This is a genomic window from Kiloniella sp. (assembly GCF_965205715.1).
GTDB lineage: Bacteria > Pseudomonadota > Alphaproteobacteria > Kiloniellales > Kiloniellaceae > Kiloniella.
In genome coordinates, this window is the sequence record NZ_CBDBHW010000014.1 from 1,386,233 (window position 1) to 1,401,308 (window position 15,076).

The following is a 15,076-nucleotide window of genomic DNA, read 5'->3' on the forward strand; positions in this document are numbered from 1 at the left end:
GATCCACCGGCCAAGGTGGTTGTCGCAACCGGCCAAGGTTATTGTCGCTGAACACTCTTTACTGGAAACAACATCAACAACAGTACTATTCACAATTTTTTTCATCAGAACACTCCCTGTTTAAGGTTGACTCTACAGCCAATAAAGCCATAGCGTGAATAAATCATTGCTAACTTCAACCAAGATAGTCAACGACAAAATTCTACCTTAAAGCGCTCACTCCCAAAGGTAATCAATTACCAATTGCGACTATATAATTAAAACTCCCTCTAACTAATCATCTCATTTTATGAGGACCTATAGAGCATGCAGGCTTGGATTTACTTTATTCTATTGTCGGTCTTTGCCTGGGGACCATCGTTTTATTTTATTAAAATCTCATTGAGAGAACTCGAACCATTTAACATCGTTGCTTGGCGTTTTTCACTCGGGCTGGTGGTGTTGTGTGCCATGTCTGTTTTGTCGAGAGTGACATTTCCAAAAGACAAGAAAAGCCTGTTTCACCTCATTATTTTAGGCCTGATAAATACGGCCCTTCCCCTTACCCTCATTACCATGGCTGGGAAGGAGGTTGATTCTGTCATTGCTGGTGCAATCCACGGCTCTATTCCCCTTTTTACAATGATAATTGCCGCTCTTGCGATATCGAACGAACAACTCACGGGCCCCAAATTACTGGGCTGCCTGTTTGGTTTTGCGGGCTTAATGGTACTTCTCAGTGAAAACGTTAGCTTTTCAGGTATCACCATCACAGGACAGTGGTATGGCACCATAATCTTGATTACTGCGGCTTTAAGCAACGCTATTGGCGCTGTATATTCACGCCTGACAATGGAAGGGGTACATCCCATTTGTCTCGCAACGGCTTCGATGGCTTCGGCAACGATAATAATGTGGGCCGCCGTTGGTATAAGTGATGAACAATTCACTCTCCCGGTTTTATTATCCACTCACGTGTCGCTATTTTGGATGGGTGCGATTGGTTCTGCCCTCGCCTATTACATGTTTTTCTACCTCATCCAGACATGGGGGGCCGGAAAAGCAACTATGGTGGCTTATGTCATTCCAGTAACAGCAATAATTATTGGTATCGTTTTACTTGATGAAATTCTGACCTGGCGAATTACCATAGGTACGGGCCTAATACTTCTTGGGGTTTATTCTGCGATCCATGTCAAAAAAATTGGCTTATTAAGAAAAGCCTGAACCTTTTATTCCCGATACGGATCGTCCAAGCTAAATAATCTCTTCAGAGAGAAGCATCTTCCCCTTTTTCTACAGTTTTCCGTTTCACCTTGCGTTCGCGCCAGAAGGAATAGATCCCGGTGAGGATGAGGATGCTGCATCCGATCAGGGTGGCGCTGTCGGGGGTTTCGTCGAAAATCAGATATCCCAGGGCAATGGCCCAGACCATGACGGTGTAGCGGAACGGGGTAACAAAAGCGACTTCACCAACGCGCATGGAACGGATCAGGGTGATGTGCACCATCATGATGAAAAAGGAAGCCCCGGCCAACAGCCCCACGGTACTTAAGGTTACCGGCTTCCATTCCATGGTCGGGGTCAGCAATCCCGTGACCAGGGTAACGCAGACCATGGTGGCAAAGGCCACAAACAAAGACGGCAGACCAGAGGAAAATCTCCGGGTTGCGAGATCGCGGATTGCCACAGAAAACATCGATGCCAGCGCCCAGAGTGAATAGACACTAAAACCATCTGTGCCCGGCTGGACGATGATCAGGATGCCGACGAACCCCAAGGCGATACCGCCATACCGACGCCAGCCCACGGTTTCGCCAAAGAAGATCGCCGCGCCAAGAGTGATAACCAGCGGCAGGGCTTGCAAAATTGCGGTAACGTTGGCGATCGGCATGTTGAACAGGGCCATAAAGTAACAGAGCGAGGCCCCGATTTCCCCGACCACCCGAATACCCAAAACCTTGGCATCAGTGCCTGAAACTCTGATGAATAATTCCCGCCTATAAAGCGCAAAACCGCCAAGCACGACAGCGGCAAAACACCCGCGCAGGAAGATGGCCTGAAAAAGAGAAAGCTCAAAAGACACCAGTTTCATAAAGGTGACATTGCCGACAAAGGCCGCCATGCCGAGCGACATCAAAGCGGCCCCCTTGAGATTACCGCCAGACAAATCCTTCGCTTTTGCATCAGAGGCCGTTAGGCCTGATGGTTTTGGAATACTTTCCGGTGTCATGCCTTCTGGGCCGCTCACTTACTCGTTCCTTTGTTTAATATTTACGCTTTACGAAGAGTGCTCGTGCACTCCTTATTTTTTGACGAGCTATCTGTTGGTCAGCTCTTCTGCCTGTTCCAACTCAGAAGCCTTTTCCGGCCAGTCGCCGAGATCGACGGTATCATGATGCAATTGTTCAAACGCCAAACGCTTGTTCAGTTTATGCTCGCGATAGAAGGTATACCCGCCCGTTGCGACCAGGATCAGGCTGCCGATAATGGTCCATTTGTCCGGCAGATCGCCAAAGACGAAGAGGCCAAGCAGGATCGCCCAGATCAAAATGGTATAGCGGAATGGCGACACAAAAGAGATTTCCCCGGTGCGCATCGCGGCAATCACAGACAAATACCCGACAATAAGCAAACACCCTGCCCCGGTAAGGTAACCCAGCGAGGAAGTTTCTATCGGCTGCCATCCAGTTGTGGGCAGCAGAACCGCCGCGGTAATCGTCAGTGCAATCGACGTCAAAAGCGCGACATAGATAGAGGGCACTTCGTCAGAAATCTTTTTGGTTACGAGATCACGCAGTACGATAAAGACCACCGCAGCCAGAGCCCAGAAAGAATAAGCGTTAAAGCCCTCTGCCCCCGGGCGAACAATAATCATCACCCCTATGAAACCTACAGCAATCGCCGAATAGCGCCGCCAGCCCACGGCTTCGCCCAAAAATAGCGCTGCACCCAGGGTGACCGCCAGTGGCAAGGCCTGGAGGATCGCGGTGGAATTGGCAATCGGCATGTTAAAAAGCGCGGTCAGATAACAGAGCGTTGCGCCGACCTCACCCACCACCCGTAGCCCTAAGACTTTGCGATCAGGTTTTGAAAGCGGGCGAAAAAGCGCGTCCGCTCTCCAGGCCAAAACACCAAGAAAGAAGGTGGTAAAGAGCCCGCGCAGGAAAATGGTCTGGAACAAAGACAGATCAGCAGAAGCCAGTTTCATAAAGGCATCATTGAAGACAAACATCGCCTGGCTGAGCACCATCAAGGCTGCGCCTTTGAAGTTTTCAGCCGAAGAAACCCCAGAACTATTGTTGTTAGCTGAGCCCATAACCCTAATCCATTTTCGAAAATACGCTGTCGCAAAGAGACATTGCCTTGGGAAGACTCTGCCTCAAAGATACTTTTTCTCAAGATACTCTGGACTATAGAGCAAGCTTTCATTCTTTATTGCAAGCAGCATTGTAGAAAATATGCAATTTTGGCGAGCCTTGAACAGAACGCCTGAAAAATATCTTGTAATGTGTCGTTCAGGATACACTTAAAAAATGTAACGATTATAATTCGGGCAACAAACATAAAAACAAGCACGGGAATTGGGGACAAGATGACACTTCCAGAAACAATGAGCGGCGTTCAACTCACCCGTCACGGCGGCCCAGAAACACTGGTCTGGAACGACGATATCCCCGTTCGAAAACCTGGCGCGGGTGAAGTCCTGGTTCGGGTCAAGGCCGCCGGGGTCAACAACACCGACGTCAACACCCGGATCGGCTGGTACTCCAGCGCCGTGACCAACTCCACAGCCGATGTAGATCCGGACGCCGAGATCGAAGACGGCGGCTGGTCTGGTGCACTTCCCTTCCCGCTCATTCAAGGCGGTGATCTCTGCGGTGAAATCGTTGCCCTAGGCGAAGGCGTCAACAATTTTGAGGTCGGTATGCGGGTCACCAGCGCGACCGTGCAAGCGGTCCCCACGAAAGAAGAGCCGACAAAATTTGTCACCATCGGCTCTGAATACGATGGCGCTTTTGCCCAGTACTGCACCCTTCCTGCTGATCAGGTATTTGATGTCAGCGCTTCGCCCTTAAGCGATCAAGAGATCGCCGCGTTGCCCTGCGCCTTTGGTACCGCCATGGGCCTTTTAACCCGCGCTCAGGTTGCTGCGGGCGACAGAGTACTCATTACCGGCGCCTCCGGCGGCGTTGGCATGGCGGCGGTTCAACTCGCCAAGCTACGCGGCGCAGAAATCACTGGCATTGCAAGCCCTGCCAAACAGGCTGACGTGCTTGCCGCAGGTGCCAGGGACTGTATTGCCCGTGGCGAGGTACCACAGGCGCAAAGTTATAACGTTGTCATTGACCTCGTCGGCGGTGACGACTGGCCGGACTTTATCAACGCGCTGAAACCGAGCGGAAGATACGCGGTCTCCGGTGCCATCGCCGGACCCATCGTGGCCGCAGATCTACGCACCATCTACCTCAATGACCTCACCCTCTTGGGCAGCACCTATCAACCCAAAGAAGTCTTCGCGGAATTGGTTGAACTCATCAACGACGGTAAAATTAAACCGCTGATCTCCAAGACCTATCCCTTGAGCGATATCGCCACCGCCCAGGAAGATTTCATCAGCAAACAATACCCCGGAAAGCTGGTGCTAATCCCACCGCAGTAAACCGTTATCCCAGTGTTGCAAGTTTGGGCTTTGCGCTTAAGCTTTACCCAGACTTGCAACCCAGACTTCACATTTAAGAACGCTGCTCAGGACTTTTCCGGAGGCCGATTTGATACAACCTATTTGCGCAACCTGTGGCACCCAATTTCCAGATGCCGAAACGCCGCCGGTCTGTTGCCCGATCTGTGAGGATGAACGGCAATACGTTCCGGTAACTGGGCAAGCCTGGACCACGGCTGAAGCCCTGCGGCAAGACCATCACATTGTTCGGACCGAGATGTCACCGGGACTTCACGCTCTTACCATTGAGCCCGGATTTGCAATTGGCCAGCGCGCTTTTCTCATTGAGACACCCGCAGGTAACGTGCTTTGGGATTGTCTGGCCATGATTGATGACGCCACAATTGATTGGATCAATGCCAAGGGTGGATTGACGGCGATCGCCATTTCGCATCCACACTATTACACTGCCATGGGCAGTTGGAGTGAAGCATTTGGTGACATCCCGGTTTACCTGCATGAAGATGATGCCGCCTGGGTTCAAAAGCCGCACCCTGCCATCCATCACTGGTCGGGAGAAGCTAAAGCCCTCACCTCTGACCTCACCCTGATCCGGTGTGGTGGTCACTTCGAAGGCGGCACTGTGCTTCACTGGAACCAAGATCAAGGGATGCTCTTTACTGGCGATATCATGCAGGTGGTCGCCGATCTTCACCATGTCAGCTTTATGCGCAGCTATCCCAACTACATCCCCCTACCCGCTCAGGCAGTTCGCAACATTGGCAAGGCGGTTGAAGACTTTGATTTCGAGACCATCCACGGCGCCTTTCCCGGACGTACGGTTGCAAGCGATGGCAACAAAGCCGTCAAAAGATCAGTATCCCGCTACCTCCGAGCTTTAGGTGCTCCAGAGCCAGTAAAAGACTAAGACTTAGCCAGATATTGGCTGGTCCCAAGTGGGCACATCACCGCCGAGTTTGCTGACCAGAAAATCAATAAAGGCGCGGACTTTGGCGGGGAGATGACGGCGTTCGGGGAACATTGCGTAGATTGTCTGGCTCGGCAAGATATAGTCGGGCATCAAAGAGACCAGTTTTCCAGCCGCAACATCAGGCCCAGCAATAAAGGTCGGCATACGGCCGATCCCCAATCCTTGCAAGACGGCTTCGTACATCGCTTCAGAGTTATTAACCTGATAGTTTCCCGTGGTATCCAGCGCAATACTCTCGCTGGTTTTGGGATTGGTAAACCGCCAGCTTTGCACACTGCTGGCATAGGCATAATGCAGGCAGTTGTGATCGTGGAGTTGTTCTGGATGCGTCGGTGTCCCTCTCGACTTTAGATAATCCGGTGCCGCACAAAGCAGGTTGTGACTTGGCGCAATCTTGCGGGCAAAAAGCGATGAATCCTCCAGCATACGCACCCGAATGGCGAGATCAAAGCCACCTTCGACCATATCCACGACCCGATCATCCATAACCATGTCAAGTTCAACACCCGGGTACTTGCCGAGAAACTCAGATACCAGGGGCGCAACGTGCAGACGGCCAAAGGACATCGTCGTATTGATACGCAAGCGCCCTTGCGGTGCACCCTGCATCTGCGCTACCGCGTCCTCGGCTTCACGGGCAGCGGCAAGAGATTGCACAGCGTGGGCAAAATACTGTTCGCCCGCCTCGCTGAGACTGAGCTTACGGGTTGAACGGTACAAAAGCTGCACACCAAGTCTGGCTTCGAGTTGGGTGATGCGTTTACTGACCGCGGATTTGGAAACCTGCAGCTTTTTCGCCGCCGCAGAAAACCCGCCCTCTTCCACCACCGCCACAAAAACCGGGATCGCGCCAATACTGTCGTGCACAGCTCTTCCTTTTATATCGTCAACTTTTACTCACCAATATGTTTCCATATCGACCAATTATCATCTTTTAAGAAACATACTATCTCTACTTCAGGCAAGAAATAAAACACATTGATGCCCGTATTTATAAAGAGGAGAGACGTTATGGTTCGTTTTGAACACGCCAATCTGGTTGTCACAGATATCGCCGCTACACTGGATTTCATTCAAACCGCCTTTCCCAAATGGGTCGTCCGCGGCGAAGGCAAAATGAATTGGAAAGGCAAGCCCCGCTATTGGCTGCACGTGGGCGATGACACCACTTACATCACCCTGAACGACAACGGCGAAGGCGACAACAGAGAGCTCGCAGGTCATCAACCCGGTCTCGCCCATCTCGGCTTTGAAGTTGACGATGTAAAAGGCATCGTCGCCCGGCTAGAGGCAAAAGGTTATGTAATCGATATAGATGGCGGCGATCACCCTTTTCGCAAAACAGTTTACTTTGTTGATCCCCAGGGTTTCCAATTCGAGTTCATTCAGTACTTCAGCGACAACCCCGCCGAACGCAATCTCTATGACGCGCCCTAAAGGATCCATGGAGCCCCTTTAATTAAAAAGACAATTTCATATTAAGAAGGTTATTTCTGATGTTAGATAAGAACCCCGTAAGCTCAAAAACCCGCAAGTTTGTGAGCGAACTCTATCAGGCCGTTGATAATAGATCTCTCGATCAACTAGAAACGTTTCTCGGCGAAGACCTGCGCTTCCAACTCGGTAATTTTGACGCGTTGCACGGTAAATCAGCTGTCCTCGACGCCAATGCGGCTTTCTTTGCCAGCATTAAATCCATGTCCCACAGTTTTGACGGCCTTTGGGAGCAAGCAGATAACATTATCTGTACCGGGCAAGTGCACTACACCCGCTTGGATGACAGCGAACTCACCATTCCTTTCGCGACTGTCTTGCTGATGAGAAACGATCTGATCCAGGATTATCAGGTCTATGTTGACGTCTCTCCGCTATAGACCACCCTTCTTTAGATCACAAAGCGTTAATTCTAAAGAGAACACCCCTGGCCTAAGACACCCCCGACAGACGCCGGGGGTGTTTATCTGTCGATGCCTTAAAACAACAGACGAAGGCCTGCGACCAGGGCAACGTCGTCGGCTGCTTCACCGTCTTCGCGGGCATAATCACGGGTCTGGCCAAAGCTGCGTTCGTAGTTGACACCGACATAGGGTGCAATTGATCGACCGACCAGATCGTAACTCAGACGAAGTCCGGTTTCGATAGAGCTCAGTCCTGAACCCACACCGATTTCTTCGTCATCTGAAAAGGCTACATCGATCTCGGCAGTTGGTGTCAGGATCAGCCGATTGGTGAGAAGCAATTCATAATCCACTTCCAACCGGGCGGATAGATCGCCCTTTTCACTCAGGAAAACATCACCATCGACTTCAAACCACTGTGGAGCCAGACCTTGAAAGCCCAGTACGGCATAACCCCGATTTTCACCCACCGGGCTGTCGTATCGAAGACCCGCTTTGGCATCAAAGAAATCGGATACCGGAACCTGTACCAGTCCCTGATGTTCGAGAGCTTCAAAAGCGCTGTCATCTAGAGAATAATCCCCGCTTGATCGTAAGCGAAGTTTGACCTCATCGGTACCGACAAAGGCATCGCCATCCCAGACCAGCAGATCCTTTTCGTCCCCGAGACGGTATTCGAACTGCTCAAAATTAATGCCGTAATAGACATAGGGATCTTCGCCCGCGGTTGCAGGTCCTGTTGCTAATGTCAGACCCAAAACACTAGAAACAGAAAGCATCACTTTTTTATATATGGAATTCATGGCTTAACCCTCATTCGCATTTAATTTTGGGGCATTTATCACTGGGGCCGTCGCCACATCAGGGCCGCCTTCGACGATCACCTTACGGAACATGCCTGCCGCAGCGTGATAGGATAGATGGCAGTGAAAAGCCCACTGCCCCGAAGCGTCGACTTCAGTTTCGGAATAAACCGTGGTTCCCGGCGCAATAGAGATGGTGTGCTTTACCGGGTTCCATTTGCCGTTACCATTATCGAGAATGGACCACATGCCGTGCAGGTGCATGGGGTGGGTCATCATGGTTTCGTTGACGAACTTGAAACGCACCCGTTCGCCGTATTGCAAACGGATCGGATCAGCATCTTCGTACTTCACCCCGTTGATTGACCAGCTATAGCGGTTCATGTTTCCGGTCAGGCGCAACTCAATCTCTCGGGTTGCTTCCCGGTCGTCATAAAGTGGCTTTTGTGCTTTTAGATCTGAATAAGAGAGGAATTTCCCACCGTTAGCGGCCACAGGCGCAAGCCCACTACCCGCCGCGTAAAACGGATCGGACTTAGATCCCATATCCATACCGGGCATATTCGAATGGTCCATACCCTTCATATCTGTTTTCGACATGTTGGAATGATCCATGTCCTTCATGTTGTTCATGGGCATATCTGTTTTTGGCATGTCTGCGCCCGACATTTCCGAGTGATCCATGCCATCCATTCCCGACTTATTCATATTGGCATGGTCCATGCCCATGTCAGCCATGGTCAGAAGTGGGGCTTCACGCATTTGCGGTGCTTCTGCATTCTCCCCTTCACTCATGCCTTCTTTGGGGGCAAGGGTGCCCATTCCATAAGAGGTTCGCCCCATGGACTCAGCAATAATGCTATAGGCCCGATCTTCCTTGGGGCGGACAATGACGTCGTAGGTTTCGGCTACTGAAATGCGGAACTCGTCAACCTTGACCGGCTGTACGTTATTACCATCGGCACTTACCACCGTCATTTCCAGACCGGGGATGCGCACATCAAAATAGGCCATGGCTGAAGAATTGATGAAACGTAGTCGAACTCTTTCCCCCGGTTTGAAGAGACCTGTCCAGTTCTGTTCTAGGTCTTGGCCATTAATCAGTGTGGTGAACCCTTGAACATCTTCGATGTCTGTCGGGGTCATGCGCATTTCCCCCCAGGACATACGATCATCAATGGCTGCCGAAAATCCCTTTTCAGAAACGTCGGAAAAGAAGTCGCCCAGGGTACGTTGGCTACGATTGTAATAATCATCCATCATCTTGAGATTGCGCATAATTTGAGCGCCAGAGTCCGAGTGTTTGTCTGTGAATTGAACCACATAATCCCGGTCATATTTGAAGGGTTCGCGCTTTTTCGGTGTAATCACAATGGCGCCATATGCTCCATCCGGCTCCTGAAACCCGGAATGGCTGTGATACCAATAGGTTCCGGACTGAACCACCGGGAATTGGTAACTAAAAGTCTCACCCGGCGCGATGCCGTCAAAACTGATCCCCGGCACACCGTCCATGTCCGTTGGCAGGATCAAACCGTGCCAATGAATGGACTTGCTGGTATCGAGATTGTTTTTTACATTGATGGTAACGTCTTCCCCCTCTGTGAAACGAAGTATCGGCCCCGGAGAGCTCCCGTTATAACCAATGCCGTTTTTGCTAAAGTCAGCTGTTTTGATCATCACGTCATCTACGCTGAGATCATAAACCGCCGCTTCCGCCCCTGCTGTCCATAGCACGCCGGCAAAGGCGAACGCAGACACAGCAGAAGCAAGACGAGATTTGTCTTGTTTCATGAATTTGTCCTTATCAGGCACAAAATCTCACCCTTAGGATCTGAGAAAAAGCACCTGCCATATTTTATTGGTATTGTTTCGGCTCTTCTCTTCAGGCCCGCCGGAACTCAACTGAAAGTACTGGCGGGACTGAATTTTGAGAAATCAGAAAGTTTAAACGAAATTAATGGGTTGAGAGCTCAACACTGTCATGATCAGGCTCACCAACGGTAAGCTCTCCCATCATGCCACTTTCATAGTGACCAGGCACATTACAGGCGAACTCAAGCTCGGCAGATTCTGGGAATTGCCATATGATCTCGGCGGTTTCACCCGGCTCTAACAATACTGAATTTGGATCGTCGTGGGACATCATCCCACCTTCGCCCATATCCATCTTCATATCACGATTGATCTTGTCGACCTCAAGCATGCCATGTTCGACCATCATCATCATTTCTTCTTGATGAGATTCATGCATGGCCGCGGTGCCAATGTTAAACTCGTGGACAAACTCACCGGTGTTTTTAATCACAAAACGCACCGTCTGATTTTTACTGACGGTAATGTTTTCCGGGGTAAAGAAATTGTCTTCGAGGTTTACTTCAATCGTTTTGGTGGCATGGGCCGCCTCGCCCTCTTGACCGATGGTTGGTTTCTTTGCACTTCCATGTCCCGGACTTGCAGCGGCAAAAGAGACCACCCCGATGGAAAGAGCGATACCAGTTAAAGTCGAAATAAGGGCCTTATGGCCAAAAATAGTAGATTTCATCTGCAACTCCAGCAGTAATATATTCAGTAGATTTGATATTTTGAATGTAGGGGGACGACGGCAGCTATGGCCCGAGACCTTTTAAAGGTTCTCGGTCAATGACCCTGAGTTCGTATTGAACCGGATAGTCCCGTAAGGAGTTACAGTACTCGCGGCGGGCGGAGGTCAACTGTTGGAGTTTGAGAGAAAAAGGCTTCGCTTTTGTGCAGGCTCCAAAGACTATGTTGATAAAAGCTCACAGCCTCTTGCTCTGATAAAGGGGAAACCAGCGTGTTTGGCGAACTACAATGAAAGACTTTTAAACATTCATCCATTAAAGCCAGTAAACCAGAAATGTCTTTTACAGAATTACTCTCATCTACGGATACGGGGGCCACAGATGCTTGATCTACTGACACGGCGTTATGGCTCAGGCTAGTCCCAGCCATACCGTGGTGACCCACTTTACCATTATGATCATAGGCATCCGCCGCCATAAGAGGGGCAGAAACCACAAAAACCACGGCCAGCAATATGTGAATAATTCTGTTCATGAGCCATAGATAATGTTTCCACTAGGGGGAAGGTCAAGAGATCATCGTCATTTTTTTAAATTTAATATTTATAATCAGAAACGCCAAAACCAATATCGATAAAGTCCCGCTGCATCAGTACCATTCCCTCCAACGCCTTTTTTGAAGCTGGAACATATTGGTCGGGATTTTTAATTTCGTGATTGGTAAAATAAATAATAGGTTTACCTCCCTTATCATTAATGAACGGCAATCCCAGCCCTTCGAAAGTGACATAAGCACCCGTCATTAATGTGTGGCGCATAATCACCCGCATACCGCAGGGCTGATCATAAAGAGCAAAGAAGGCCCCGGCAGCCTTTTCTCGCCGTTCCGGAGCAACCAGATCAAGATAATTACTGCCCTTTTCTTCGTAATTTCCTCTTTGCCGGATAGCGGTTCCGCCTTTTCGAATCAAAATACAATCAGGAGAAACAAGCTCATAGATCGTAAAGGCGGGAAGTAATTTGGGAACAGCTTCAGGCCGAAAGGAAGAAAGTTTAGGCAAGGTTTCTACAGGATGAATGCTATTCCAATAATCAAAAAATTCCTGATTTTGCGGACAAATAATGTCGGCCATAGATCCCTCCCTACACCCTGAACTTACGTATATTATTAATCTTCTAAATTATTCCTTATCAAAATATACCAGCCGTCATTAATAAATCGTGTTCCCCAGATTTAAGCACCTCCCTCCCCTTGGAATATCCAACATTGTTGTCAGCTATAAAAATCAATGTTAAAAATAATGCCTCTTCTCGCTGGGCTTCACCAGTACTCTAAAAACCAAATTCAGAACCAGAAAGAACCCGCAATATGTCGATTGAATTGTGGCTTGCCTTTGTTGTTGCCTGCACCGTGGTTACTCTGGCACCCGGGCCCTGTGTGCTGCTGCTCATAGGGCAAGCATTATCACGTGGCGTTACGGCGGCATTCTCCAGCATTGTTGGCATTTTACTCGGCGATATCTTTTTGATGCTTCTATCCCTGATGGGTTTGGGCGCAATATTGGGATCGTCCGAAGTCCTGTTCCAAGTGGTGAAATGGGCGGGCGTGTTTTACATGGCTTATCTTGGTTATTGCCAGATTATTGAAGCCCGTAAAGCGCCGGCAAGCACTTTGGATCAGCCTCAGCCAAGCAAGAAACTAGCTTGTTTCAAAGCTGGTTTTCTCTCGGCAGCCCTGAACCCCAAGGGCATCATGTTTTACCTGGCCTTCTTACCACAGTTTATGGTGCCCACTGGCAATACCGGGCTCCAGATCCTCATATTGCTCGCGACCTCGACAATTGTCGTCGCCCTCGTGCTCGCGGCTTATGTTCTCGCGGCTGCAAAAGCCAAAAAGCTTCTCTTTACCGGGACCGCGAAAAAACGAATTAATTACGTGTCTGGCGGCTGCCTGATGGGCGGAAGCGCTATGATGGCCGTATTACGCTAAGTTTTGATAGGACCTAGACATGACAAATTCGGTTCAACAAGCAGCTGATCACCTTTGGGATGCTCAAAAAACAGGCGTGTTGTGTGATCCCGTTCGCAACCTTATTGGCCCAAGTGATATCAAGGCGGCCTATGAAGTGCAGTCGATCAACAATCACCGTCGGATGGAACAAGGCGCGCGTCTGGTCGGTCACAAGATCGGCTTGACATCAAAGGCCGTTCAGGAACAACTCGGCGTCGATCAACCGGATTACGGCATGCTGTTTCACGATATGGATGTAATGCTCGGGGGCGAAATCCCCTGGAGTGACGTTCTCCAACCCAAAGTGGAAGCAGAAATCGCTTTTGTCCTCGGCGATGATCTCACAGAAGAGCGCCTGAGCACTGTCGATATAATATCAGCGATCGACTATTCCCTGCCTGCCCTTGAAATTGTCGGCAGCCGGGTCAAAAACTGGGATATCGGCATTACCGATACCATTGCCGATAACGCCAGTAGTGCCAAATTTGTTATCGGTCACAACCCGGTTGTTCTGGGAGATTTCGATTTGCTCGGCTGTGCAATGGCGATGAAACAAAATGGCGATGTCGTTTCGACAGGAAAAGGATCAGACTGTCTCGGCTCACCGATCAATGCCACCCTTTGGCTCGCCCGTACTATGGCTGCGGCAGGTCACCCGCTTAAAGCCGGGGATGTCGTTTTATCAGGTGCGCTTGGTAAATTTGCCACGGCTAATCCTGGCGACCAATTCGAAGCAACAATTAAAGGTTTGGGCTCCGTTAATGTTCGTTTTAGTCCAAAGTCGTCCTAATTAACTGTTTTATATAAAACTTCGTTAACTCTTTGCTGGCACACTCTTAGATGCTGTCAGAAAGGGAGTTTGTATGAAGTATGTGGTTTTCCTTGCCGTAAGCTTAACCCTTTTGCTTTTTGCGCCGCTCTTTGGCCAAGAAGCTAGAGCAGCAAAACAAACCTTTACCGCCTGTACTGAAAAACAGGAATACCCTCCCTTTATCATGGGAACCGGTAATGTTTTCCCTGAAAAGAACCCTGGTATTCTGGTTGAAATCATTACTGCAGCGGTTAAGCAGGCAGGCCTTAAACCCAAATTCATTCGGCGCCCTTGGAAACGTTGCTTAAAATTACTCGAGCAAAACGAGATCGATGGCATATTTGCCTCTATCTATTTGAAAGAACGAGAAATATTAGGTCGATACCCCATGAAATCAAAGGCCTTAAATCTCCCAATTGAATTAGATCCAATTCGAAGATTACGTCGTGTCACTTACAGCCTATTCAAAAAGAAAAATTCACCCTTTAATTGGGACGGAAACAAATTCACCAGCATGCGTCGGTCCATAGGCGCTCCTTTGGGGTATGTAGTGGTAAAAAAATTACACGAGGTTCACAGCATTGAAGCCAACACTGTGCACCTGCCTTCAAGTGGTTTGCGCCATGTTGCCGATGGGCACCTCGACGCCTATATCATCGAGGGAGATATAGGTCGCAGCCTAATAGATGATTTAAAACTCGGCGACAGCTTGCTGGAAATCAAACCGCCTTTTGCCGAATACGACTGGTACATGATGGTCAGTCACGGATTTTATAATGAAAACCCGGAAATTTCTGAAAAAATCTGGAACGTGATTGGCGAATACAGAGAGCAGCACATGCAAAGACTGTTGGACCATTATCGGTACTTGCCATAACAAAAAACTATTTATGCCCCTGCAAACTAGCAATCATCCCAAGAGGACTTTTAGAAATGGCTGACAGTTATAAAGGTTCCTGCTTTTGTGGTGCCGTTGAAATTGAGGTAACCGGAGAGCCAGAGGGCATGGGGTATTGCCATTGCAGTTCTTGCCGCTCTTGGTCAGCAGGTCCTGTTAATGCCTTCACCCTATGGAAACCTGAAGCAGTCAAAATCACCAAAGGGGCAGATAAAATTTCCCATGTTCAACAGAGTGAGCTCAGTAAACGACAATTCTGTAGCAGCTGTGGAGGACATTTAATGACGGCGCATGCCCCAATTGGGCTCATCGATGTATACGCAGCCGTAATTCCCTCGTTAAAATTTGAGCCCGGCGTTCACGTAAATTACGCTGAAACCGTCCTCCCAATGAAAGACGGATTACCAAAATTAAAAGACTTCCCTGCTGAATTGGGCGGTTCCGGCGAAGTTATTCCAGAATAAAGAGCGACGCCGCCC

General features: G+C 49.4%; 17 protein-coding genes. 9 read left to right on the plus strand and 8 right to left on the minus strand.

Going from position 1 to position 15,076, the window contains the following annotated elements:
* Nucleotides 1-306: 306 nt before the first annotated feature.
* Complete coding sequence (locus tag ACOGW3_RS23655; RefSeq protein WP_419905191.1) at nt 307-1,206, plus strand: DMT family transporter; 900 nt, start codon at nt 307-309, stop codon at nt 1,204-1,206.
* Between the two features lie 43 nt (nt 1,207-1,249).
* Here the strand turns inward: ACOGW3_RS23655 and ACOGW3_RS23660 are convergent, their stop codons facing one another.
* A complete protein-coding gene (locus ACOGW3_RS23660; protein ID WP_419905192.1) occupies nt 1,250-2,230 on the minus strand; it encodes a DMT family transporter in 981 nt (326 codons plus the stop codon).
* Between the two features lie 69 nt (nt 2,231-2,299).
* A complete protein-coding gene (locus tag ACOGW3_RS23665; RefSeq protein WP_419905193.1) occupies nt 2,300-3,298 on the minus strand; it encodes a DMT family transporter in 999 nt (332 codons plus the stop codon).
* A 276-nt stretch (nt 3,299-3,574) separates the two neighbouring features.
* On the opposite strand from ACOGW3_RS23665, the gene ACOGW3_RS23670 reads away from it, so the two are divergent.
* Nucleotides 3,575-4,642 (plus strand): alcohol dehydrogenase catalytic domain-containing protein, encoded by a 1,068-nt coding sequence (locus tag ACOGW3_RS23670; protein ID WP_419905194.1) that lies wholly within the window; start codon nt 3,575-3,577, stop codon nt 4,640-4,642.
* Nucleotides 4,643-4,751: 109 nt separating this feature from the next.
* Complete coding sequence (locus tag ACOGW3_RS23675) at nt 4,752-5,570, plus strand: MBL fold metallo-hydrolase (protein WP_419905195.1); 819 nt, start codon at nt 4,752-4,754, stop codon at nt 5,568-5,570.
* Between the two features lie 3 nt (nt 5,571-5,573).
* Here ACOGW3_RS23675 and ACOGW3_RS23680 read toward each other — a convergent pair whose 3' ends face one another.
* Nucleotides 5,574-6,500 carry a LysR family transcriptional regulator gene (locus tag ACOGW3_RS23680; RefSeq protein ID WP_419905196.1) on the minus strand — a complete coding sequence of 309 codons (927 nt, stop codon included), beginning with the start codon at nt 6,498-6,500 and terminating at the stop codon, nt 5,574-5,576.
* 144 nt (nt 6,501-6,644) lie between these two features.
* Between ACOGW3_RS23680 and ACOGW3_RS23685 the strand changes: the two genes are divergently transcribed.
* Nucleotides 6,645-7,070, plus strand: coding sequence for a VOC family protein (locus tag ACOGW3_RS23685; protein ID WP_419905197.1), 426 nt, complete (start codon nt 6,645-6,647; stop codon nt 7,068-7,070).
* A 59-nt stretch (nt 7,071-7,129) separates the two neighbouring features.
* The gene (locus ACOGW3_RS23690) at nt 7,130-7,507 is read left to right on the plus strand and encodes a nuclear transport factor 2 family protein (protein ID WP_419905198.1); all 378 of its coding nucleotides are present in this window, start codon (nt 7,130-7,132) and stop codon (nt 7,505-7,507) included.
* 98 nt (nt 7,508-7,605) lie between these two features.
* Here the strand turns inward: ACOGW3_RS23690 and ACOGW3_RS23695 are convergent, their stop codons facing one another.
* The 5 genes from ACOGW3_RS23695 to ACOGW3_RS23715 all read right to left on the minus strand — a co-directional run bounded on the left by ACOGW3_RS23695 (nt 7,606) and on the right by ACOGW3_RS23715 (nt 12,010).
* The gene (locus ACOGW3_RS23695) at nt 7,606-8,334 is read right to left on the minus strand and encodes a copper resistance protein B (protein WP_419905199.1); all 729 of its coding nucleotides are present in this window, start codon (nt 8,332-8,334) and stop codon (nt 7,606-7,608) included.
* 3 nt (nt 8,335-8,337) lie between these two features.
* Complete coding sequence (locus ACOGW3_RS23700) at nt 8,338-10,128, minus strand: copper resistance system multicopper oxidase (RefSeq protein ID WP_419905200.1); 1,791 nt, start codon at nt 10,126-10,128, stop codon at nt 8,338-8,340.
* A 163-nt stretch (nt 10,129-10,291) separates the two neighbouring features.
* Nucleotides 10,292-10,879, minus strand: coding sequence for a cupredoxin domain-containing protein (locus ACOGW3_RS23705; protein WP_419905201.1), 588 nt, complete (start codon nt 10,877-10,879; stop codon nt 10,292-10,294).
* A gap of 140 nt (nt 10,880-11,019) precedes the next feature.
* The gene (locus ACOGW3_RS23710; RefSeq protein ID WP_419905202.1) at nt 11,020-11,412 is read right to left on the minus strand and encodes a hypothetical protein; all 393 of its coding nucleotides are present in this window, start codon (nt 11,410-11,412) and stop codon (nt 11,020-11,022) included.
* 61 nt (nt 11,413-11,473) lie between these two features.
* Nucleotides 11,474-12,010 (minus strand): PAS domain-containing protein, encoded by a 537-nt coding sequence (locus tag ACOGW3_RS23715; RefSeq protein ID WP_419905203.1) that lies wholly within the window; start codon nt 12,008-12,010, stop codon nt 11,474-11,476.
* A gap of 236 nt (nt 12,011-12,246) precedes the next feature.
* Here ACOGW3_RS23715 and ACOGW3_RS23720 point away from each other — a divergent pair, with 236 nt between their 5' ends.
* The 4 genes from ACOGW3_RS23720 (at nt 12,247) to ACOGW3_RS23735 (ending at nt 15,061) form a co-directional block, all read left to right on the plus strand.
* On the plus strand, nt 12,247-12,867 hold the full coding sequence (locus ACOGW3_RS23720) for a LysE family translocator (RefSeq protein ID WP_419905204.1): 621 nt from the start codon (nt 12,247-12,249) through the stop codon (nt 12,865-12,867).
* Between the two features lie 19 nt (nt 12,868-12,886).
* Nucleotides 12,887-13,678 (plus strand): 2-keto-4-pentenoate hydratase, encoded by a 792-nt coding sequence (locus ACOGW3_RS23725; RefSeq protein WP_419905205.1) that lies wholly within the window; start codon nt 12,887-12,889, stop codon nt 13,676-13,678.
* A 73-nt stretch (nt 13,679-13,751) separates the two neighbouring features.
* The gene (locus ACOGW3_RS23730) at nt 13,752-14,576 is read left to right on the plus strand and encodes a substrate-binding periplasmic protein (RefSeq protein WP_419905206.1); all 825 of its coding nucleotides are present in this window, start codon (nt 13,752-13,754) and stop codon (nt 14,574-14,576) included.
* Between the two features lie 56 nt (nt 14,577-14,632).
* On the plus strand, nt 14,633-15,061 hold the full coding sequence (locus tag ACOGW3_RS23735) for a GFA family protein (protein WP_419905207.1): 429 nt from the start codon (nt 14,633-14,635) through the stop codon (nt 15,059-15,061).
* Nucleotides 15,062-15,076: the final 15 nt, after the last annotated feature.